At 42.5% G+C, this 23,351-nt stretch carries 12 protein-coding genes and 1 pseudogene; 9 read left to right on the top strand and 4 right to left on the bottom strand.

Annotated elements, in window-relative coordinates; genetic code table 11:
• Positions 1-5: 5 nt before the first annotated feature.
• The 3 genes from xyn10D/fae1 to T538_RS17570 form a co-directional block, all read right to left on the bottom strand.
• Positions 6-2,138 carry a bifunctional endo-1,4-beta-xylanase/feruloyl esterase gene (gene xyn10D/fae1 / locus T538_RS0103075; RefSeq protein WP_031532075.1) on the bottom strand — a complete coding sequence of 711 codons (2,133 nt, stop codon included), beginning with the start codon at positions 2,136-2,138 and terminating at the stop codon, positions 6-8.
• A 153-nt stretch (positions 2,139-2,291) separates the two neighbouring features.
• A complete protein-coding gene (locus T538_RS0103070; protein WP_031532074.1) occupies positions 2,292-6,218 on the bottom strand; it encodes an ATP-binding protein in 3,927 nt (1,308 codons plus the stop codon).
• A gap of 648 nt (positions 6,219-6,866) precedes the next feature.
• Positions 6,867-9,710: a pectinesterase family protein gene (locus tag T538_RS17570; RefSeq protein WP_081834834.1), complete on the bottom strand. Its 2,844-nt coding sequence runs from the start codon at positions 9,708-9,710 to the stop codon at positions 6,867-6,869.
• A gap of 1,309 nt (positions 9,711-11,019) precedes the next feature.
• On the opposite strand from T538_RS17570, the gene T538_RS0103050 reads away from it, so the two are divergent.
• Positions 11,020-11,721, top strand: coding sequence for an iron-sulfur cluster assembly scaffold protein (locus T538_RS0103050; protein WP_031532070.1), 702 nt, complete (start codon positions 11,020-11,022; stop codon positions 11,719-11,721).
• A gap of 17 nt (positions 11,722-11,738) precedes the next feature.
• Positions 11,739-12,758 (top strand): GGGtGRT protein, encoded by a 1,020-nt coding sequence (locus tag T538_RS0103045; RefSeq protein ID WP_031532069.1) that lies wholly within the window; start codon positions 11,739-11,741, stop codon positions 12,756-12,758.
• 239 nt (positions 12,759-12,997) lie between these two features.
• Here the strand turns inward: T538_RS0103045 and T538_RS0103040 are convergent, their stop codons facing one another.
• Complete coding sequence (locus T538_RS0103040) at positions 12,998-14,074, bottom strand: Fic family protein (RefSeq protein WP_031532066.1); 1,077 nt, start codon at positions 14,072-14,074, stop codon at positions 12,998-13,000.
• 1,118 nt (positions 14,075-15,192) lie between these two features.
• On the opposite strand from T538_RS0103040, the gene T538_RS0103030 reads away from it, so the two are divergent.
• From T538_RS0103030 to T538_RS0103000, 7 genes and pseudogenes are all read left to right on the top strand, one after another.
• Positions 15,193-15,414 (top strand): DUF6140 family protein, encoded by a 222-nt coding sequence (locus T538_RS0103030; protein ID WP_031532065.1) that lies wholly within the window; start codon positions 15,193-15,195, stop codon positions 15,412-15,414.
• A gap of 18 nt (positions 15,415-15,432) precedes the next feature.
• A complete protein-coding gene (locus T538_RS0103025; RefSeq protein ID WP_081834833.1) occupies positions 15,433-17,061 on the top strand; it encodes a dynamin family protein in 1,629 nt (542 codons plus the stop codon).
• A gap of 61 nt (positions 17,062-17,122) precedes the next feature.
• Positions 17,123-19,183: a dynamin family protein gene (locus tag T538_RS0103020; RefSeq protein ID WP_031540773.1), complete on the top strand. Its 2,061-nt coding sequence runs from the start codon at positions 17,123-17,125 to the stop codon at positions 19,181-19,183.
• 2 nt (positions 19,184-19,185) lie between these two features.
• Positions 19,186-21,402, top strand: a complete 2,217-nt coding sequence (locus T538_RS0103015; protein ID WP_031532062.1) for a dynamin family protein — start codon at positions 19,186-19,188, stop codon at positions 21,400-21,402.
• Between the two features lie 4 nt (positions 21,403-21,406).
• The gene (locus T538_RS0103010; protein WP_031532061.1) at positions 21,407-22,069 is read left to right on the top strand and encodes a hypothetical protein; all 663 of its coding nucleotides are present in this window, start codon (positions 21,407-21,409) and stop codon (positions 22,067-22,069) included.
• A gap of 44 nt (positions 22,070-22,113) precedes the next feature.
• The gene (locus T538_RS0103005) at positions 22,114-23,010 is read left to right on the top strand and encodes a YIP1 family protein (RefSeq protein ID WP_031532059.1); all 897 of its coding nucleotides are present in this window, start codon (positions 22,114-22,116) and stop codon (positions 23,008-23,010) included.
• A gap of 22 nt (positions 23,011-23,032) precedes the next feature.
• A pseudogene (locus tag T538_RS0103000) lies at positions 23,033-23,351 on the top strand (hypothetical protein); the annotation flags it as partial.

Genomic DNA, 23,351 nt, shown 5'->3' with positions numbered 1-23,351 from the left:
CCTTTTTACTTGAATAGAATCTGAGCAAACTCCTTAAGGCTTCTGCGCCATGTAAGGAACTCATGACCTGTAAGGTCTGACACATAAGAAGTAGCGTTGAAGCCTGCCTTCTTCAGGTTATCTACAGACTCCTTAACTCGGTCTGGATTCTCGCGGCTTCCGCAAGAGATGAAGATGTGCTTTGGCTTCTCCATGCCCTCCAGTTTGGCTGGGTCGTAAACGCCGCCAGAGAACAATCCCCAGTAGCCGAACACCTGTGGACGAGCCATTGTTGCGTTGAGTGTCTCCATACCGCCCATTGAGAGTCCTGCCATTGCACGGTTGCTGCGGTTGGCAAGTGTGCGGAAGTGCGAATCTACGTAAGGAACAAGTTCGTCCATAAGAACCTTCTGGAATGCAGTCCAGTCGAACTCGTGCATGTGTCCCCACTTCAGTTCGTTAGTCATGCCATAAGTCATTACGATGATAAATGGCTTAGCCTTGCCCTCAGCCAAGAGGTTATCCATGATGAGGTTTGCGTGTCCCTGATTAGACCATGCTGTTTCGTCCTCACCCCATCCGTGCTGCAAGTAAAGCACTGGGTAGCGCTTCTTAGGATTCTGATAATACTCGGCTGGAGTGTAAACGTATGCCACGCGCTCGCTGTTTGTGCTTGGCGAGTGGAAGATAATCTTTTGTACGTTTCCGTGAGGAACATTCTTCAGAGCATAGAAATCCTTGTCGTGTGCAGGAATCTCGATACCGCTCTCCCATCTTACAGAACCATAGTAGTTCTTTGCACCCGGGTCGTTAACTACGCCACCGTCGATAGTAAGGTGATAGTAGTGGAAGCCCTCGTCCATAGGGCCGTCGGTTGTTCCAACCCAAACGCCTTCCTTGTTCTTGCGAAGAACTGTGCCGCCTCTGCCGCCGAGTCCGAGACTTACGACAACCGACTTAGCCTCTGGAGCAACCACGCGGAAGCGCGCATAGCCCTGTGAGTTAACCATCGGATACTGCTGTCCCGGCTGGTTCAGCTCGCTTGGTACGAAATCTTCCTTAACAACGAAGTTATCCATCTTTGGGTCGAAGTCGCGCACCTCGTAGTAACTCTTCTTTGGCTGAGCCTTAGCATCGAACAACAAAGGATAGTTGCGAACGCCAACCCATGAGTCTCTATCTGATACGTTCCAGAATGTTACGCACTTAACAACGTCCTTGTGCTTACGAAGAAGACGGAAAAGCTTAACGTACTGGTCGATGTGCATTGCCTCAACGTGCTGGTCAATCTTCATACCCTCAGTAGAGAAGATAAGCTGACCGCCCATCTGCTCGTTTGCTCTGATGTCGAGCTCGGTGATGTGGATTGTCTTTACCAACTCTGAATATTTGTTGATGGCAGCATCAATATCCTCCATGCTTGGACCGAAGATGTTGTAGTGTCCCTGCATACCGATGGCATCGATAGGCACACCTGCATCCTTCATCTTCTTAACCATATTATAGATGCGCTCGCACTTTACAGGATCGGCTGCATTATAGTCGTTGTAGAACAATATTGCATTAGGATCGGCTGCGCGTGCAAACTCGAATGCCTTTGCTATGAACTCGTCGCCACAAAGTTCGTACAGTTTAGACTGACGGTAAGGATTTACCTCCTTGCCGAATCTGCCGAACTTAGGACCGTCTACAATGGCCTCGTTAACAACGTCCCAGCCATACACAACGTCCTTGTAACGGTTTACAACCGTGTTGATGTGATCCTGCAATCTCTTGTAGAATACCTCTTTCTTTACAGGCTTGCCTTTCTTGTCGACAAGCATCCAGTCGCAGAACTGATTGTGCCATGCCAAGCAATGTCCGCGCATCTTGATACCATTCTTACGACAGAAGTCGGCAATACTGTCGGCTGCACCAAATGTCCACACGCCTTCTTTTGGATGAACAGAAATAGGCTTCATCTCATTTTCACAAGTAACGCTGTTGTAATTAGCCTTTACAAGCTCCATTTCGTTACTGTGGTCTAAGTTTCGTCTATTAACAGCAACTCCAATCTTAAAGTAATCCTTGTAGGCATCCTTCAACCCCTTCTCACCGTTTTGTGCAAAACAGCCGAAGACATGGGTAGCCATCAATACAATCAAAAATGTTTTCTTCATTGTTTGTTTAAATGATATTAGACAAAAAAACAGAACGCAAACACTAAATGTTTACGCTCTGCAATATTATATTATTTTTATTACTGAATCGAATAAAAAAATACAAATAAACGGCTATGTAATTATAGAGTACCTCTTTTGTAACAAATCAGACTATTCCTCACTGTTCATGTACTCAGACGGTGTCATGCCGAAGAGTTCCTTAAATGCCGAAGAGAAGTTCTTAGGAGTCCTGAATCCAACAGCGTATGCCACATCTGATATCGTCATCTTCTTCTGACGCAACAATTCCGAAGCCTTTGTAAGGCGGATGTTACGCACATAGATTGTGGCAGACTGGTTTGTCATCTCTTTCAGTTTGCGGAAGAGGTGAACACGGCTCAGACCCACCTCGCGGGCGATGTCGTCGGTTGTCAAGTCAGGATTGCTGAGGTTGTCGTTTATACACTTTATGATGCGCGCCAAGAGTTTCTCGTCGGCACTCTGCACACGAGGAGTATCAATGCGGTCAGACGGCATAACGTTGCCGCTGTATGTGTTGCGCACCACATCGTGACGGTACAGCAGATTTCCGATGAGCGTGAGCAGAAGTTGTAGGTTGAACGGCTTTGTTACATACGCATCGGCATTAGCCTGCAAGCCCTCGAGTCTGTCGCGGTCTGAAGCCTTGGCAGTGAGCAGGATGACAGGAATATGACTTGTTCGCATATTGTTTCTGATGCGCTTGCAAAGTTCTATTCCGTCGATGCCCGGCATCATGATATCGCTAACCACAAGGTCGGCTCCCTCGCGCGAGATTATCTCGTAAGCCTGCTCTCCGTCGCCGCAATCAACAACATTGTATAGGGCTGCAAGCTCCTCGCAAAGGAACGAGCGGATTTCCTCGTCGTCATCAACAATAAGAACTTTCTTTCTACTTATTGTCTGAACTACATTATTGTTGCGAGCCAAGCCGTCATCATCTTTCGCAGTATTTCGTTCTGCAACGGCATCGTCGTTATATGCAACTTCCTCTATCTTCTCCTCATCTTTCTTTCTCACTTCCAGTTCTTTAGGGCAGAAAGCATCTTTTCCGAGAGGCAATTCGATGGTGAATCTCGTACCCTTTCCGCTCGGATTATCGCTCACTCCTACCGTTCCATGATGCAGTTCTACGAGCGATTTTACGAGATTAAGTCCGATGCCCGTGCCTTTTATGTGCTTCTCGTTGTTTACCTGATAGAATCGCTTGAAGATATTCTCCTTTTCCTCGGCAGGGATTCCTATTCCGTTGTCGGTTATGCAGAGGCGGAGTGCTCCCTCGCGGAAGAAGTCGCTCGGAGCGATAGTCTCCCACGAAACATCAATGTTGCCTTCATCGGCTGTGTACTTAAAGGCGTTGCTCAGCAAGTTGAGCACGATTTTCTCGAAACTGTCTACATCGAGCCACATTTTTGTGTTCTCCTCGGTCATGTCGTTCATGCAGAGGGTTATGCGGCGCGTTTCGGCAACATCATTCATGCTGTTCACAATTGAGCGGATTACGTTGCTCACAGGCACTTCGACACAATGAATCTCCATCATTCCGCGGTCAATCTTGCGAAGGTCCATAATCTGGTTTGTAAGACTGAGCAGGCGACCGACGTTTCGGTTTATAATCTGATACAAGCGAGTGCGCTCAGGAGCGTTATCGACCTGCATAAGTTTCTGCAAAGGCGTAGAAATGAGAGTAATAGGCGTACGAAGGTCATGAACCAGATTCATAAAAAACTGAATCTTGCCCTCGTTTATATCCTTCTCACGCTTCTCCTGAAGCATTCTGTCGCGCAGCACACGGCGACGATTCACCTCGTTCATCAATATATATGCGATGAATGCTATGAGCATTGCCCACAATATGATGGCCCACCAGCGCAAGAACCACGGATATTCGACCATGAAAGACGTTTCGGTAACATCAGAATCAACGCCGTCGATGGTTGTCTTGGTATAGAGCGTATGATTTCCGTAGCCTACATTATTAAACGTGATGCGGTTTACTCCAACCGGAAGCGTCTCCCAGTCGCCATTGTCAATGCGATAACTGTAAACCACGCGGTATGTCATGTAAAGCGGACGCGTTGCAAGTTCGACCGAGAACGAAGATGTGTTGCTTGGCAGAACGAACTCGCCTTTTTCGAGCGGCAGAATGTTGTTCTCGCCCGACTTAACGCCAACCACCCGTACGATGCAACTACTGTGGCTCTTCTTGATGTCGGCTGGCGAGAATGCCGTTATGCCGTTGATGCCGCCAAACCACAGTCTGCCGTCCGAACTTACCATCGAAGCATTCTTGTAGAATTCATTTCCCTGAAGTCCGTCGCGCATGGTGTATGTCTCGAGCGAGTTGTTCTTCAGGTCGAGGCGCATCAATCCGTTCGCGCTACTCATCCACAAGCCGCCTTCGCGATCGGGCTGGGCAGCATAGATTGTGTTGCCAACAAGTCCCTGTCGTCCTGCAAAATCCTGAATTTTATTCTTTGCAATGTCATAAAGGACCAAGCCTTTGTTTGTGGAGAACGCCACTACATCCTGCGACACACGCGAGATGCTGTTTACAATATATTTTTGCAGAATTGTCTTCGCCGTCTTTTTAGGGTCGGCAGTCTTAAACATCACCACTCCGTTGTACGTTCCTGCAAATATCATGTCGGTCTTCTTGTCGTAGTATATCGAAGTGCTCCATGCAGCCGAATATTCATTCAAGCATGTCTCCATCTGCCTTTTCTGCTCGTTGTATTTCAAGATTCCGTTTCCCATAGAGGCGGCCCACAGTTGTCCGTGCGAATCCTCGGTATACCCAAAGATGCTTATCTGCTTCAATTTCCTGCCCTCGAACGAACAATAGTCGCACTCTCCTGTCTGCAAGTTTACCGTTCCGAAGCCCTGATTGTATGAGCCGAACCACACGTTGTGCTTCGAATCCTCGAACAGAGAGCCCATTGTAGATGGCAATCCGTTAGGCACGGATGTGTTTACGTTGAACTTGCGGATAACCTTAAAATCGGGCGTGAATCCGTAGAGTCCGCCATTGTCAGTTGCCGTCCAAATCTCGCCCGAATGAGTCTGGATTATAGAAGTTACGCATCTGTCGCCAATGAAATCGTATTTCTGCGAGCGGTGACCGATGTACTGAAACGGTACGGAATACGACGATGCCATGAACACGCCCTTCTGATAAAGAGCCATCCATATTTCGCCCTGCTTGCTTATATATAACGAATGTGCCTTCTGCGAAGCGATATCTATAAAAGGATCGTCGAACTGATGAGAGACGATAAAATGGTGCGAGAGACAGTCGAAGAAACGCACTCCCACTCCGTCGGTTGCCACGCACAGCGTGAATGTGCCGGGAATAGCCTTAACGTCGCGCACCTTCAGAAGGCTCTCTGTACCCTCAACCAAGTCGAATTTGTCGGTAAGTTCGTTGTAGATATAGAGTCCTGCCAACATACTGCCGGCATAGAGTTTACGGTCTGGACCGCAGCAAAGCGAACTGAATGCGCTGTCGTGGTTGTTGCTGCTGCCAACGGGCACAAGTTTGCCCTCAAGATTTATACGGCATACTTTGTAATGCTGAATAACCCACTTTCTGCCGTTGCTGTCTTCGAAGAAGCGGTGCAGCACGCCAACCTTTCCCGTTATTTGGTTTGGCTTAACGTGCGGAACATCGTTTTCATCAACAGTAATTGTAAAGCACTTCTCGCCTGCCACCACAAGACTGCCGTCTTGCAGCAATTCAAGTTGATTTACATTGCACGAGTTTATGCCTTGTTTTTCATTTATCAAAAGAGGTGTAAAGTCGTTCGTAAGCGGTCTGAACATCTGTACGCCCACCGTTGTTCCCACAAACACGTGTCCGCGTTTGTCTACACACACACAGCGCACAAAGTTATCTTGTATCGAATTTGGATTTCCGGGTATCTGCTTGTATGTTACGAAACTCGAGCCGTTGTAACGGGATAATCCGTCCTCGGTGGCAATCCACACCATACCGTCCTTGTCCTCGGCTATACAGTTGACTAATGAGTTTGGCAAATCATAGTCGGAGGTGAACAGCATATTAAATTGCGCACGCGTTGGTAAAACAATACAAAATAGTAATATTAAGATGCTCAGTTTTTTCAGGGTATTCATAATAAATGTGACAAATGACAGCGTAAATTACGCAGTATTTTTCCAAATTCACAAACTTTTTTATGAAAAATGCGTCATTTTACGAAAAAATTATATCCGGCGTACCCTTATTGTAAGATAAACAACATGAAATACTCAAAAATACACAAATAAATAAACTTCATGTACAGAACACAGATATTTTTCTTAAAATACACAATAAGCACACATGCCGCTTTTGTTACAGCATCTGTTACATCGAGAACTCTAACCTGCCTCATATTCATATTTATCCAAAGAAAGTTCATGTAAATGTTAAAAAAGTATCTTTACCGCACAGCGAATATTGAAATCAATTCACGCCGTACCGACTTGTTTTTCATAATAATCCAAACTCACTTCAGCAAAAAATACTATATGAAAAATAGCCAAACGGCTTTATGGTAACACGAAATGTAACAAACGCAAGAATATACAGAAAAGATTTTGTAAAACGAAAAATCCCCGCAAGAACATCAGTTTTTCGAACCTGATGTCTTGCAGGGATTAAACTTGTTCACCAACGGAAAGAGCCGTCGGTAACACCTATCTTTGTTACTTGATAACCTTTACGCCGTTGATAATGAAGATGCCCTTTGTAGCATTCTTCACCTTACGGCCAAGAAGGTCGTAAACAACATTGTCGCCATTCTCGGCAGACACAGCCTTAACACCAGTTGTGCTTGCCACAACCTTAGCAGGACCGAAACCTCCGCGACCGTTTGCAGCACGCAAAGTAACGTTGCCCTTGCCCTCGATAAGAGCCTTTACAGCAGAAGCGGCTACGATGCTTGTTGCGCCGTCGACAGTAGCGAGATAGCAGTCAGATACAGTCTCGTAGTTGCCTTCAGCAACAACCTCGTCAGAAATTTCCTTCTGTGCAGCAACGCTCTCAGGAGCCCACTCGCCAAAGATGTTAGCGATTGTAAACTCGGCAGCCTTGCTGTCTGTAAGGATTGTCTCATACTGCTTGTTGCCTGTAGAATGAGTAAAGTTAACCACGTTAGAAGCCGGAGTGATGTTCTCGCCGCTTGCATTCATTGTGCCGTACTCATAAAAGCCGTAAGCAGCAACATTCATACCAGCAACTGTAAAGCGTGAAGAGATAAGCTTCTCTGGCTGAAGCAATGTTGTGCGAATGAATACAGCCTTTGACTCACCACCCCATGAACGACCAAAATCGAACGTCTTACTCTTTGTATCGATTGTACAGTCAAGATAAACATAGCCCCACTTGCACTCTGCTGAATGATTTGGAGCACAAACTGTACATTGACCATCTTCCTTATTTGCAGCACGAGACTCGTTAACCAACTTACAACGGTTGTAGATAACGTCGCCGTTGCCACACATATAGTCTACAGTTCCGTGGATTTCTGAATCTTCCCAATAGAACTTAGAAGTCTTGTGACTGTAATATGTATCCTGATAAGAAAGCAGTCTCACATTCTTGCAGATTGTGTTAGAACCCTCATCCTGCAAGCAGACAGCACGACCGGCAGCACCACTCTTATAATAGTCGAGTGCATTCTGAAGTGTCAGATCCTGAAGATAGAGGTTGCTTGAATTATTCAGCAGAGTTGCAGTAGTACCGATACCCTCGTTCTCTACAAGCGGAGCATTCTTGATTATTGTACCCTCCATGCTCTCGCCAATGATAGAGATATTCTTTCCAGAGACTGAAGTAAGAGTAATCTCGCCCAAATCGTATGTTCCGTTTGGAAGGAATATCTTAACATCGCCCTTTGAGTTTGCATCAGCAAGAGCAAGCAAGAAACTGTTAACATCGTTTGCCGGAATCTTGTAGTAGCCAAGAGTTTCATCAAACTCTACGAATTCGCGAACGCAAGCCACTTCGATGCCATGAACATAAGCTCCGTTAGGATATGTTATTGTAAGAGTTGTAGCCTCGCCATCATACTTGATAGATGTTGCTGCGCCATCGCTTGCAGCAACGGCATTAAAGCGGGCAATCTCCTTGCCAGCCTCATCTGTTACAATGCCCTCGCCCGCCTTAGAGTGCTGGCAATTCTTTATTGTAATATATGCCTTGCCGCCCACTTTCACCTTGAACGAGCCACCTTGGGCAACCACCCATCCGTGTTCGTTGTAATATGAAGCATTAACAGCCTCGATAGCCTCGTGGTCTTCGATATAGAAGTAAGGCTTTGTAAGGTCATAAATGAAATGAGAAACATCTGTTACGTTCTCGATATCTGTAGCCCTTGCATACAACTTGATGTCCTCGGTAATCTCAAGCCCCTCGGCAACCTTGGTTGATGTTGAGAGTTTGCCGTTAAACCAGCCACGGAACTTCTGTCCCTCAGGAACGGTCACGTCTTTCTCGCTATACTTGAACGCAAGCTTAGAGCTTCCCTCAACAGTCTCAGTACCAAGAACAGTCGTGTTATCGGTATCGTAGTATGTTACGGTACACTCCTCGATATAGTCGCAAGCCTTAACTTCGAGCGAAGGACAATACTGACCGCAATAGATTGTGAGCGTGGCAGGCTCTTCCTTATTATATGTGTATTTTGCAAAGCCGGTACAGCCAATAGACTTGGTGTCTAATGTAGCAACTACATTACCGTCAATAGAAACAGTTGCCGATTTATTTGAATGTTTGCAACCTCCAACAAAAACCTCAACCGGACCGTCTACAGGAACAGATACGCTGAAATCACTATATCCGTGGTCTTTGTCGTGCCATTCACCACCGTTTACAACAACGCCAGCAGGCAGAATGCCGTCAGAAGGAACGGTTACACTATAAGGGTTTGGAGTCAAGTCAACCTTGAAATCGACAAACTTGCGAGCAGGAACCTGAACATTTCCATAAATCTTCATAGAAAGAATGTAAGCATTCTGTTCAGGATCGAAAGTTCCGATACGAATCTTGCAGTTCTTGCGGTTTACCTCGAAAGAAAGAAGCTCGCCCGCAGCCTTTTCGATAGATTTGTTGTGAAGCATAACCCAGTCTGCATCACCATCACCCTTCACGCTAACGGTAACACCTCGTGTGCCGCCTGTTGCAGCCTGATAAAGCTCGAACTTTGTAAGGTCGGAAATTGCAGAAGTCTCAATGTAAGGTACATTATCCTTGTCTTTCTGAGTCTGCAAATAACCGGGAGTTACATCCTCGTTAGAAAACTTAGAATGAGTTCCGTCGTTGTCGAGGGCAGTATTGAACAGCGAGAAAACAAGCTCTTCGCCATTAGTCATCTGCTTGGTAACGGTAACGGCCTTTGTCTTGTCAGCCTTTACATCGGCCCAGTCTTGGAAAGTTGTCTTGTAAAGCAACTTCTCCTTTGTTACATACTCAACCTCATCGGCCGAGCTAAGCGTTACTCCCATAAAAGCAAGGAGAAACGCCAAAAAGAAATGTAATTTTTGTTTCATTCTTTTTAGTGATATTAAAGTTATTAAAATTGAGTTTGCTATCGTATAAATTAGTGTAATTAATATAAAACGGTTGTTTGTTTACGAACACAGAATCAGCAAATGTAAATCATCGGTCACAAAAATAAGACTATATGTCAAAATCAGCAAATTCTTTCTTAAATATTTTTCGTCATATTTTCATTATTTTATATAACGGTACAAAAACGGTGTCCTAAAACATATTTTTCCGCATTTTTATAATATCTGAAAAAAACAGGACAAAATCCAAAGGAATCTCGAACGCATCCCGAAGGAATCCCGAATTATTTACACGAGGGCGGCATAAGCAATTCTGGAACAATATGCAAAGCGACGAATCGATATGCAGAAAAAATCGAAAAACCAACTTTCAAGCAAGGGAGTAGCTACGGGGAAGATACGGGGTAGCTACGGGCAAGGTACGTTCAAGTTACGTTCAAGGTTCGTTCAAGTAAGCCACAAGGTACGTTCAAGCTACGTTCATAGTTCGGGGAAGGTTCGGTAAAGCAAGCCGATAATAATTGCCAATGTCTGTTGAAAGTTGGATGTAGTAACTTGAACGATTGCCACAAAGCAAACCAGAGTAAATCGAAGCATCACGCTTTTCAAGACCCCGTTTTTCATTCTACCCTACCGAAAAACATGTCCTAAATCATAAAAAATGCGAATTAAGCGTAAAAAAGTTGTTAAATCGCTTGCGATATAAATTTATTTGCGTATATTTGCATCGCAAACGACATATTAAAGATTCATAACAATGGCACCCAATTGCGGAAATTACAAATTCAGAACACATTACGGTCAGAAAGCGAAGCACAACGACTGGCAAAATCAAGCGTTGACACATCAATTTCTGCCCGGGGTGGAAAGATTATTTCGCAAGCCTATGCAAGAAAGATAAACAGAAAATACGACAACAATACAGTTTTACAAAGTATTAAACTTTCTTAGCATTACAACACAAAATTTTCACGACAAGCATGTAGCCACGACGTGACGACGCGACTGCAAGCCAACATCCGTACAAGACCACAATCTTGTGCGGATGCTTTGTAACCTATACTTTACATTTTGCCGTACAATACACCGTTGCGATGACAAAAATGAAGTCGGCAGACCGAAAACTTCCCGAAAAACTATAGTTTTTTTACTTGTAAATTAAAAATGTTTAGTTACATTTGCAACAACTTAATGTAATAAAGACTATAAACGCTATAAACAAGAGTTTAAACAGAACTATCACTTATAGCCGGAATAACAATTTTATACTAATAAAATAAAATAAGACATGGTTTATTCAAAAGAAGTGCAGGAAATGTGCTGCGTAGCCAAAGGTCCTAATCACGGACCAGCTCCAATTCCAGAAGAAGGAAAGTGGATTCAGGCAAAAGAAATAAAGGACATCAGCGGTCTTACTCACGGTGTGGGTTGGTGTGCTCCTCAGCAGGGTGCTTGTAAGCTTACACTTAACGTAAAAGAGGGTGTTATCGAGGAGTGTCTCGTTGAGACTATCGGTTGTTCAGGTATGACTCACTCTGCTGCTATGGCATCAGAGATTCTTCCGGGCAAGACTATCCTTGAGGCTCTTAACACTGACCTCGTTTGCGATGCTATCAACACAGCAATGCGCGAGTTGTTCCTTCAGATCGTTTACGGACGCACACAGTCTGCTTTCTCTGAGGGCGGTTTGATGATCGGTGCTGGTCTTGAGGACCTTGGTAAGGGTCTTATCTCACAGACTGGTACACTTTACGGTACAAAGGTTAAGGGTACTCGTTACCTTCAGCTTACTGAGGGTTACATCACTAAGATGTTCCTTGATGCCGACGATCAGGTTTGCGGTTATGAGTTCGTTCACATGGGCAAGTTCATGGATGCTATCAAGAAGGGCGTTCCAGCTGACGAGGCTTTGAAGAGTGTTACCGGTACTTACGGCCGTACAAAGGCTGAGGACGGTGTTGTTAAATCTATTGACCCACGTAAAGAATAATAAGGAGGACCCATAATATGATTAGAGAAGTAAAATTTGAATCACAGGATCGTCGTATCAAGCAGATTCTTGCTTGTTTGAATAAGCATGGCATCGCTTCTATCGAGGAGGCTAACCAGATCTGCGACGCTGCAGGCCTTGACCCATACTTGACATGTGAGGAGACTCAGATGATCTGTTTCGAGAACGCTAAGTGGGCTTACGTTGTAGGTACAGCTATCGCTCTTAAGGAGAAGGCTAAGAATGCTGTTGAGGCTGCAAACTACATCGGTGAGGGTCTTCAGTCATTCTGTATTCCTGGCTCTGTAGCTGACGACCGTAAGGTAGGTATCGGCCACGGCGAACTTGCTGCTCGTCTTCTTGAGCCAGAGACTAAGTGCTTCGCATTCCTTGCAGGTCACGAGTCATTCGCTGCTGCTGAGGGTGCTATCAAGATTGCACAGATGGCTAACAAGTCAAGACCAGCTGACAAGCCACTTCGTTGTATCCTTAACGGTCTTGGCAAGGACGCTGCTATGATCATCTCTCGTATCAACGGTTTCACATACGTTAAGACTCAGTTCGACTACTTCACTGGCGAGCTTAAGATTGTTGAGAAGAAGGCTTACTCAAACGGTCCACGTGCCGCTGTTAACTGCTACGGTGCTGACGACGTTCGCGAGGGTGTTGCTATTCTTTGGCACGAGGACGTAGATGTATCTATCACAGGTAACTCTACTAACCCAACTCGTTTCCAGCACCCAGTTGCTGGTACTTACAAGAAGGAGCGTATCCGCGCTGGTAAGGCATACTTCTCAGTTGCTTCAGGTGGTGGTACAGGTCGTACTTTGCACCCAGATAACATGGCTGCAGGTCCTGCTTCTTATGGTATGACTGATACTCTTGGTCGTATGCACTCTGACGCTCAGTTTGCAGGTTCTTCTTCAGTTCCAGCACACGTTGAGATGATGGGCTTCCTTGGCATCGGTAACAACCCAATGGTTGGTTGCTCTGTAGCATGTGCCGTAAATGTTGACTTGGCTCTGAACAAGAAGTAATTAGATAACTTCATACAAATAAATTTTAAATCGCCTGCATATCCGAAAGGATAGCGCAGGCGATTTTCGTTGGTTTAAGAAATAAAAGTTGGTTATTTATTTTTGACAGATACAGACATAAGTACTATAAAACCATCGTTACAATTAATCACATCTAGTTCTGTACAAGAAAACATAAAAGCACATTGAATAGGTCTGTATGCTAAAGACAACCCTAAAGGAAGACAAAGTCATGCAGCTCACATCTCAGATGGGGTTATAAAGACCCTCCAACTGCCATCGCTTTCGTTGCGTTCAACATATCGTTTTGAAATTAACAAATCAAGCAGTTTTTGTATTGCGGAAGTATTTATACCTGTAATCTCCTTAATCTGCGATATACTGAGTGATGGCATAGATTGCATAGCATATAGTATTGTTGCATAGTTTGTAGAACGGAATGATATTCTCTCTCCGTCATACCACCAGACATTTTTGTCATGTTCAGATACAAAACGTATATCTGCTGTAATCTCCTCTAATACCATTTTTGTAAAGAAACGAAGAAAAGGTTTTATCTCATTAATCTTTGCATGGGCACCTTCACTTGGCGAAGTGCCTATCAGCATATCTGTCTCATGTAAAGCTTCAAGATACTCTGCTTTTTTGCGAGATCGAACAACAATCATAGGCCATCCATGACGTGACAATATAAAATTTACCATCAAGCGTGCTATTCTGCCGTTGCCATCCTCAAAAGGATGAATACGAATGTAGCGATAATGAAAGAGTGCTGCCAATTCTAAAGGTGACAGTTTTCCTTTTTTCTCTTCTTCGTTATACCAGTTCACCAAGTCTGTCATCAAAGCAGGAGTCTCTTCTGGCGAAGCATATTCAAATCTGTCGCCATAACGAGTGATAACACTGTTAGGACGTGTTTTATACTGCCCTGCGTGTATCACATAGCTTGTCTGCACACCACCTGGAAGTGTATGGTAAACTGTATAATCCTCCCTAAGCAGAGTTTGATGTAACGTTCGGATAAAATTCTGTGTTAGCGGAGTATCTTGCATATTTGCCTCCTCAATCATCATTTTTAAGCCAACGTTACTAGCCTTCATTTCTTCAAGGTCGCGCATTTCTGCCGTTCCAATAACTTTACCAAACAAGAGTAACAATTCAGTCTGTCCGTAAGTTAGAGTATTACCTTCAATATGATTACTATTAAAATTGAAATCAACAGTAAAGCGACGACTGAGTCGCATCTTATCCCTTTCGCTTAGAGGTTGCAAATCGTTCCAAGCCTTGAGAACTTTATCTAAATTTGGGTATTTCATTATTTAGTTATTATATTTGGTGGTAACCTTACCACCTTTTGCGCTACAAAAATAATAAAAACATAGTTCATTTCATAATAACATTGTAAAAAGGTGGTAGGGTTACCACTTTTTTTACAAAAAAATAATAGCTACCAATTACAGCATACTCTTTTTTTTGTATTGCCGAATTAGACAGGCGCAATATCTAAAAAAAATTGCAAAAATTGGCGTTTTTATTCGATGACATTTATTACGCTACCCTACCAAACGCTGCTTACATTTCAAAATGGCAGGTGGCATCTCCTATACCCTTGCCTACTCTACGACAAGCCAAGGGCATATCGAAAATAAAGCACACCTCGAGATGCTTGGATTTTAATTCTATACCATAGCCGCACATTATATAGAATATATGGCACAAAAAGATAGTGCAATAGTTTTTTATTACCTTTATTAAGATTTTTTAACATTTTTCATATAGATAAATTATTTTTTACTATATTTGCCTTGTCTTACATACGCTGAAAGCCCCGAGGGTGGAAAGCGGGATAAGATACATATACAAATAAAGGCGTACCTCAACGCTTTGGTTTTGACGATGTGTGAACTTCGCAACTTCAGCTGTCTGTCAAGAACAAAGCAACGGGAACGCCCCTTGGGATGTATTATATACAGCCGTCATTGCCTTCAGGCGATTCTGTCGTTTGTCGGCAATATGGCATACTATATATTTGCATCAGCGTGGGGCTTTCGGCGTTGCTCGTTTCGACAGACAGGGCAATGCGAAGGCCTACACATCGTGGAACGAGCATCAGGCTGGCTCCACGTTCTTTTTTTGTGTATATGCAGAAAAACAAACAAAAAACTAATCAAACAAGAGACTATCCTTGGAGCCAATAGTCGTAGAAGTATTAAAATTCTATAACTAATGGGAATATTTGTCAAACACATTACATGAATCTTTGTTGGTTTGCATAAGACACAAACAATACTACACCCAAAATATTGTCGACGTTTTGTATTCTAATACATTACGCAAGCAAACATCCATTTCACTAATGAAAAACAGACAGTAATTTTGTATTCAAGATACAATCCCATACTAACTTTGCTTTAAGAACATAAAATTTTATATTATGCCTATTTATAGAATAACAACCAAGAACCATAAGATGGTAAACGGTATTTGCATCGAACCGGGAATGTCGGTTCAGGTAGTAACCCAGAGTATGACCAACCCTGTTGTAACAAACGGCGGGCAGCCAGTAGTTGACGCCTTCTATCGCCTCTATGGCATAGACATCAAGAAGGCTGGATGTTTGAATATGGTAGAACTTCAAGTAGACAGAATTGGATAAAACAATAACAAATACAATATGAATAATTTAATGAAATATCAGATTGCCTTTGACAAGGTTTCAGAGGTAACACCTTTGCTTGTTGGCGAGGCTACAGAAGAATTCAAGGTAAAATCAGAAGAATTCATGAACGAGGTTCATGATTCACAATACATTAAAGTTCCTCTTGTAGGTGTATTCAGCGCAGGTAAGAGTTCTTTGCTCAATGTCTTCACACAGAAAGCGGGCATGCTTCCTGTTGACACAATGCCAGAAACAGCTGTAGCATACGAGCTGTATTATGGACAGTCAGAATGTGTAGAACTATACAGAAACGGAAATAAGATTGACACAAAATCTCTTGCTGATATAAAATTATTAGACACAAAGCCGGGAGATATCGCCAAGGTATATTGTACAAGCGAGCCAATCAAGCAGCTTCAAGAAAGAGGCGTTATTCTTGTAGATATGCCAGGTATCGGCTCAGGTATAGAGCGTCATGATGCAGCCATCTTCAACTACATAAAAAGCGGAACAGCTTTTGTGTTGATTGTTGATGCCGAACAAGGTTCATTGAGAGGCAGCACATTGTCTTTTATGCACGAATTAAGCCAGTACAACATGTATCCAGCTGTTATGGTTTCAAAAATAGACAAGAAGCCAGAAAGCGATGTTAACGACATTGTAGAGTACATCAAGTACCAGATGACCAAACTTGGCAACACAAATCCTTATGTAGGAAAGATTTGTGCGGTCAACGAGAATCTTGCAGACTTCAATTCTTACATCAACAGTCTTGATTCAGAAACTATTGTTGCAGAGAAACTTGGCAAAAAGTTCAAGACTATTGTCAATGGTGTTATCGACCAGCTAAAGATTAGAATAGACCTCAGGACAAAGGACATAGCTAACGTTGATGAAACCCTGAAGAAGATTGACGAGGAGATTGCGAACGTAAAGGAAGAACTTCCGGCAAACAACAGCGAAGCCGATACACCAGAGAAATCAACACAAGATGTTCTTGACAATGTGCGTATGGCTCTTATAGCCAAGTCAACTGACATTGCACAGATGATTATAAACAAGGACAGCGAAGAGAACATAAAGTCTGTTATTGTCAGCACAGTTCGTGCAGAAATAATCTCTTCATTGAAAGAAGAGAGCGGACAGTATTCTTCTGCTCTTGGTTCAGCAGTTAAGGACTCAGTAGCAGACTTGGCTACAATTGAAGTAGATACTGACTTTATGAGCGACTTCTCTGATATTTTTGAAGTTGTGAATGAATATATCGAGTTATTGCTTGCCGCAGGAGGATTATGGGGCAAAATAGCAGCCTTTCTTTTGCCTTTCTTGCCAGATGTTTTGAATTGGCTATTTGGAAAGAGCGACGAAGAAGTACTTGAAGAAGTAAAAGAACAGGTTACAACCCAGTGCGTAGATCAGGTGATTGAAGGCATCAGACCTACAATCTACAAGATTACGGTTGATAACCAAAAGCGTATTCAGGAAAAGATTCAGGCAGAACTCGTTTCCAAGATGGAGAAGGTAAAGGAAGGTCTTAATGAAAAGAAGGCTGACGCCAACAAGTCTAAGGAAGAAGTTGAGTCAGAGATTGCAAAACTTAATGCTGCTATCTCTAAGTTGAATACTATTGTTGCAGAAATCTAAAAAAAATAACCAATGGGGTGTGTAACCTACCTGATTGCACGCCCCTACTTACTATTTTTTTATGGCTTTAGTTCGAAAATCAAATACACCATCATCATCGTCTGCTCCAAAGAAGCAGATAATAAAGGTTAATCCATACGAAAATCCAGAAAACGTAATGGAACTTATGGCAAGCATTTGCTCTGCCGTGCCATCTATCGACACCGATTGCCTTTGGGATTGTGTCAATGATGCTTACAACAAAAAAATCAAAGGCGTATCGCTTAATGAATATCTGGACGAAAACAGAAGTAATCTTGTTGAGCCGGATTTCATCCATAAGTTGAGAAAATACTGCAATATACTGTCTTATTGTATGGAATCCCATGAGAACACAAAGCATACGCAGATTGTCGTTGCAGGCGGATTTTCATCAGGTAAGTCTTCTTTCCTCAATAGACTTACCAATTGTACCAATCTACTCCCAACAGGTGTTGAACCAGTCTCAGTTGTAAAGACATACCTTTATTGCTCAGGAAACAGCCGTGCAGTATCTGTTAAAGGTGTAAACCAAAAGAATGTGCTTGTAAACCTTAATCCGGGAGTTTTGCAGGCTATTCAGCACGCTAAGAAGTCAAACGTTTTCTTGGCATCTGTACTTGACAAACTTTTTGTTGAGATTCCGTCAAAAGACTTGGACGGTCTTGTGTTCATTGATACTCCGGGATATAACAATTCGGACAAAGCAAACCAGTCTAACGGAAAGACTGACAAAGAAACAGCCCTCGAAGCGTTAAGCGAAGGAAATGTACTGTTCTGGCTCGTTGATTGCGAGCGTGGAACAACGGTGTCTAACGATATTGAAATAATAAAGCAATTCAACGGCAAGAAGGTCTTTATTTTCAACAAAGCCGACAAGAAAGGTTATCAGGAATGTGCAAAAATTGTAGACGATGCTGCAAGAACTCTCTACAAAGAATTCCCTGCCAATGAAATCATAGACATTATAGCCTATTCTACCCTCGACAACAAAATTTATTGTTCAAAAAACAATATGACTTTGAGTACTATTGTAAACGAGGCAAAGAAGGCAGGAAACGGTAATAGCGAGTTGGAGTCTGTAAAGGACAATATTCGAAGCCTTTTTCAAGATGAAATAGAAGCAAGCCAATATGCCATAAATAGCATAGAGGAAAATTACAGCGAGAAACTTGACCTGAAAAACGGATGGCAAGGAGTCTACAAAAGTGCAAAAGAATATCAAGAAACCATTGTACATGATTTAAATGAAGTCCTAGTTGACAGCTACAATGAAGTTATGAACGCGGCAGACAAGCTAACAGAATCATCAAAATTTGCAGTTGACTCCTTTTTGGAATTTTATAATGGAGTTATGGATTTTGAGAATAACGACCATTGGGGTAGTTCGGAGGTGTTGAACAAAGCAATCGGAAAGGCTGATAGAGCATACGATAGAGCTGTAAACAAACATAATAATGCCATTAAATATAAATACTATAATGAGGAATATCGCAAAACACTGGTTGAGGACGTTAACATCGAGATGAATCATGTCGTCGAACGATATAAGGAGCGGTATGATGAAGCTTGCAATGATTGCGAGAATGCACTTCAGAGTAAAGAGCGTGAAGAAAACCATGTTCAATACATGACGGAATATTGCAATATAATAATGTCAGCCATTGAACTAGGCATAAAACAGTACCAGCAGCACAACAAGGCAGCAAGTGTGCATAATGAATATACCGTGCCGAATGTTTTTGACTGCATAAAGAAAGACGACTACAAGCAGTTCCTGCACAGTTTCGAAGACGGCGTAGATTTATCAGTCTGCAATGCCGACGGTTACAACCCTCTTACGTTTGCCGTACAGACAGGCAACAACATGATGGTTCAATTTTTCCTCGATCACGATGCAGACCCTTCGATAAAAGACAGAAGAGGCTACAATGCCTTCCACACAGCCGTAGAGAATCAGTACCGCGACATCTGCAAGATTCTTTTGGATGTCGACCCCGAACTGATTGAAACGAAGACTGCCAATGGAGAAACAAATGAAGATTTGGCTAAGAAACAAACCTTCACAAAATGGATTGAAAACGAGATAGACAACGCTTTATAATCATGGACAGAGAACAGTTAATAAACCTCATACAGAAATCGGAATCAAAGCTTGAAACTCTTAAGACCATCGACTATGATGGTCTTAATGAGAAAGTTACCGAGCTTGAAAGTGTATTTAACGAGTTTAAGGAAGGTGGCGAAGGTCTGCTAACCAAAGACAACACACTGCAAATAGGCATCGTAGGACAAGTAAAAGCCGGAAAGTCTTCATTTCTTAACTCCTTGTTTTTCAACGGAGAAAGCGTTCTTCCAAAGGCTTCGACGCCAATGACGGCTGGACTTACAATTATTGAATATGCCGAAAAGAACACTTTCGAAGTAGAATACTTCAACGAGAAAGACTGGGATATCTTTGTTAGACAAGACGAAGATTACAAGAAGTGCGAACGTGAAGTCAGGGAGCAGAATCAAGGTGCTCCGGAAATGATAATAAAGAAGGAACTGGAAAGCAGAACATCTGAGAAAGTACGTTCGGCTCACGAAATGGTATCGACATGCACCGATAAAGCAAGACTGAAAATTGGTCAGCAAAACGATTCGAAAGAATTTTACGACCTTGAAGACTTGCAAAACGTACTCGAACAATATGTAGGTGCCAATGGCGAATACACATCGGTAGTCAAGAGTCTATATATCAAGATGAACGACGAACGGCTACAGGGATTGCGAATTGTTGATACTCCGGGAGTTAACGACCCCGTTGTATCACGCGAGAACCGTACTCGTACATTCCTGCACTCATGCCACGGAGTATTCTTGCTTAGTGCCTCTACCGACTTTCTTGGAAGTGGCGATGTTAGCTTCCTAAATTCTCGTATTGGCGGCTCTGGTATCGGCACAGTGGTTCTTCTTGCAAGTAAATTTGACTCTGTGCTTCAGGATCTTGGAGCTGAGCGAGAAATGAAGAACGAAGAACGCGGAGACTTGGTTGACACAGCAGAGATGCAGACAAAGAAGTTCAAGAAAAGACTTCGTGAGTTGTCAGACACCATCGACGAGAAACTGCGCGGAAAAATAAAACTCGACACAACTGCAGGCATCGGTTTCTCTATTGCCCACAAGCCAGCAGACAAATGGGACAACGTAGAGAAACAGGTTGTACAGCAGATGAAACGATACTATCCCGACTATTTCTCTACCGACAATGATATTAAAGAGTCGTTTGAAGGGCTTGCCAATATCTCGGATATCAAGGAGAAGTATCTTGACGGTGTTTTCATGGACAACAAAGATGCCATTATTGCCGAAAAGATAAAAGAGTTCTTCGTAAAGAACCGCCAAGAAATATCTTCAACCATCGACAATATCCTTAACGAGTTCAAGAACAGACAAGAACAGTTGAACGAATCAACCATTGCCGAAATTCAAAAGCAAAAGGAAATGCAGGGCAAACTGTTTGACAGTCTGAAATCAACTTTTACAGGCATTTTCAACAGCTTTGAACGAAATCTTCAGAACGAGATTAAGCACATTGCAAACAATGTACAGTTCAACGAAATCAGAATGATTCCGACAGAGCAAACAACCGAGTCAATAAGACACAAGGGAATGCTCTGGGGACACAATACGTATGATATGGATTTTGAACATGTAAACACATACGAACTGTGTACACAAATTGACAATGCTGTCGAGTTGTATGGAAAATCATGGAATGAAGAATGGATGAAGTTGTTTTCCAATGCAAGAAATGAGATGTCTGAAAAACTGAATGCTTCCATAAGCGACTTTGAGAAACAGATAATGAGCACTTCGTTTAAAGACACCTATTACCGGAACTTGATAGACAAAGCATTGGACGAGCTGCGAGACAATAAAGAGTTGGCTATAGGCGATATAATTTCGGATTACAAACGCCAAGGCGATGACATTGCAAACAACCAGTTCTACCCATCGGGAACAGACGAACTGCAGCAAGAAGAAGTAAAGACATATCTTGCAAGATGCCTGAGAGAGCACAACTCAACCTTGATTAGCAGTTTCAGACTGCTTTCAGATTCGATTAAGGAAGATGTCAAGAGAGAGATAAACAAGAATCTGCAAAACGCGCTTCAAATTATTGAAGGCATGAAAACATCCTTTGTCGAAAACCTTAAGAAAGAAGGTGAAGCCTATCTTGCCGGATTGGAAAAAGACATGCAGGAGAAGACTGTTGTTCTTAAGAAAATCGAGGATATAATTTCTTGTGTAACCGAATTATCAACACTTTACAGATAACAATATGAAGGAAAAGATAAACATAATCAACCAGTCTATCGAAGAGAAAAAAGACAGACTAAAAGAAAAGGCATCAAGATACATTGATGCTATCGTGATAAACTCAGATTCTGCCCTACACCATGGGCAGAATACTACTAAGTCAAGCAGCATTCCGCCAATATCATATCTGCTTTATGGCATTTCTGGTTTGTCGGCTATATGTGCCTTGGCAACAGACTCAAAGATACTAAGTTTGTGCATTTCTGCAGCAAGTGCCTTTGGCGGATATAAGTTTTCAAATGCAAAAAAAGATGTTGCGACAAAAACTTCTGCCAATTCAAACATTAGCGTAGCAGAATTGAAGAATGAAATAACTTCGAAGGTTCTGGATGCCGTAAAAAAGACAACCAATGAATGGGAAGATTTTATGGGTTCGAAGCAGAAAGAAGTTCAAGAAATTATAGCCTCATCTTTGTTAGACGACAATCAGAAAGACGCTATATCTTCAAAAATATTCCTGTATGAGGTGATAGATATAAGCATTTCTGAATTTTCATCAATGATGAGTTCTGCTGTAAATGTATCGGACATCAAGACACAGTTGAACTTGTATAAATCGAAGTTACTTTCTGCTATAGATATGGCTGCAACAAAACAGATTGCAAAATATAACTCACTAGTATAACAGCACTTTGCTGGAAACGTACTGAGCGAGTTACATAACCAGTTATGAAAGAAATAGACATCAGTAAATATATTACACGCCTCGAAGCTAAGCAAGAGGAAATGTTATCGGTGCTCCACAAAAGAACGTCATTCATCAATTTGTCGGAGCCGCCTGCACGTGAATATAAGTCAGATTACGGTTCAAACATTCAGAGCGGCAAAAGTAGCAATAGCAGCGTCAACGGCTGTTTTGATTCTGCAGGCTGCCTCGGTTGTTTTTCTATTTTTGGCATCTTTAGTGGAGGTTTTATTGCTTTGGTTATTATAGAGACAATAATCAAGTGGTTTATATTAATTGTATTTTACGACTATACGCTGAAATCGTTAATAAAAATAACATACAATTTCATTAAATTTGTGTTAAAATGGGGGTCGATTGCTATTGGCGTAGTAGTTTGTGGGCTTATATTATTCTGGCTCATTCACACAATTTTTGAATTCGTAAGCAAGCTATGCCACACAGACAAAAAGGATGAAACGCCTACAGATTCGGCAGACAAGCAGTTGGTCGAGGCTGGGACAGAAAAGGACGATGCACCAAGAGATTACAATATTCTGTCGGAGCATGTAAACCGCAGTCTGTCAAGGCTTAATTCCTATTTGTCCGATTCTTGGAATACTTTTGTTTCTTCCGCTAACGGCGAACTAAAAGATGCAATTATGCAGTTGGACGTAGATGCCGAAGAGAAAGACAGACTCTTGAAAGAGGTTATAAATACAACCGTATTAAACTTCCAGATGACAACTCTGGATGAAAAGTTAAAACAAGCAGTTTCTGCAGGCAATACCGATGCATTCAGATCTGTCATTACAGATTTTGAGAAAGAATACACGAAGACTATTGCATCTGCACGCAGACAACAAATAAAATACTGGATGTCAGTAAATATGATTTTTTAATATTCAAATAATTAGGAGCTCTATGGACATGAACGAAATGCGCCGACGCTGGAAAGAAGCGCAAGAACAAAAGCAAAATAGGCTGAATGAAGAAGTTCGTGAAGATTACACTTCTTCTGTAGATACACAGTCAGGTTCTATTGAAACGATTCAGTATGACAATGGTAATAAGTATGTAGGTTATCTTGACTTTAACGGAGAAGCTTCGGGCAAAGGTACATTCTATTTTACAGATGGGGAAAGAATTGAAGCACTGTGGAAAGGAGGCAATCCAGTACATGGAACCTATTACTTTGCTGATGGAGACAGATACGAAGGAGACTTTGACGATGACTGGAAAA

The sequence above is a fragment of the Bacteroides sp. Ga6A2 genome, assembly GCF_000702225.1.
GTDB lineage: Bacteria > Bacteroidota > Bacteroidia > Bacteroidales > Bacteroidaceae > Ga6A1.
Note: the sequence above shows the minus strand (reverse complement) of the source record. Positions and strands in the feature narration are given on the sequence as shown.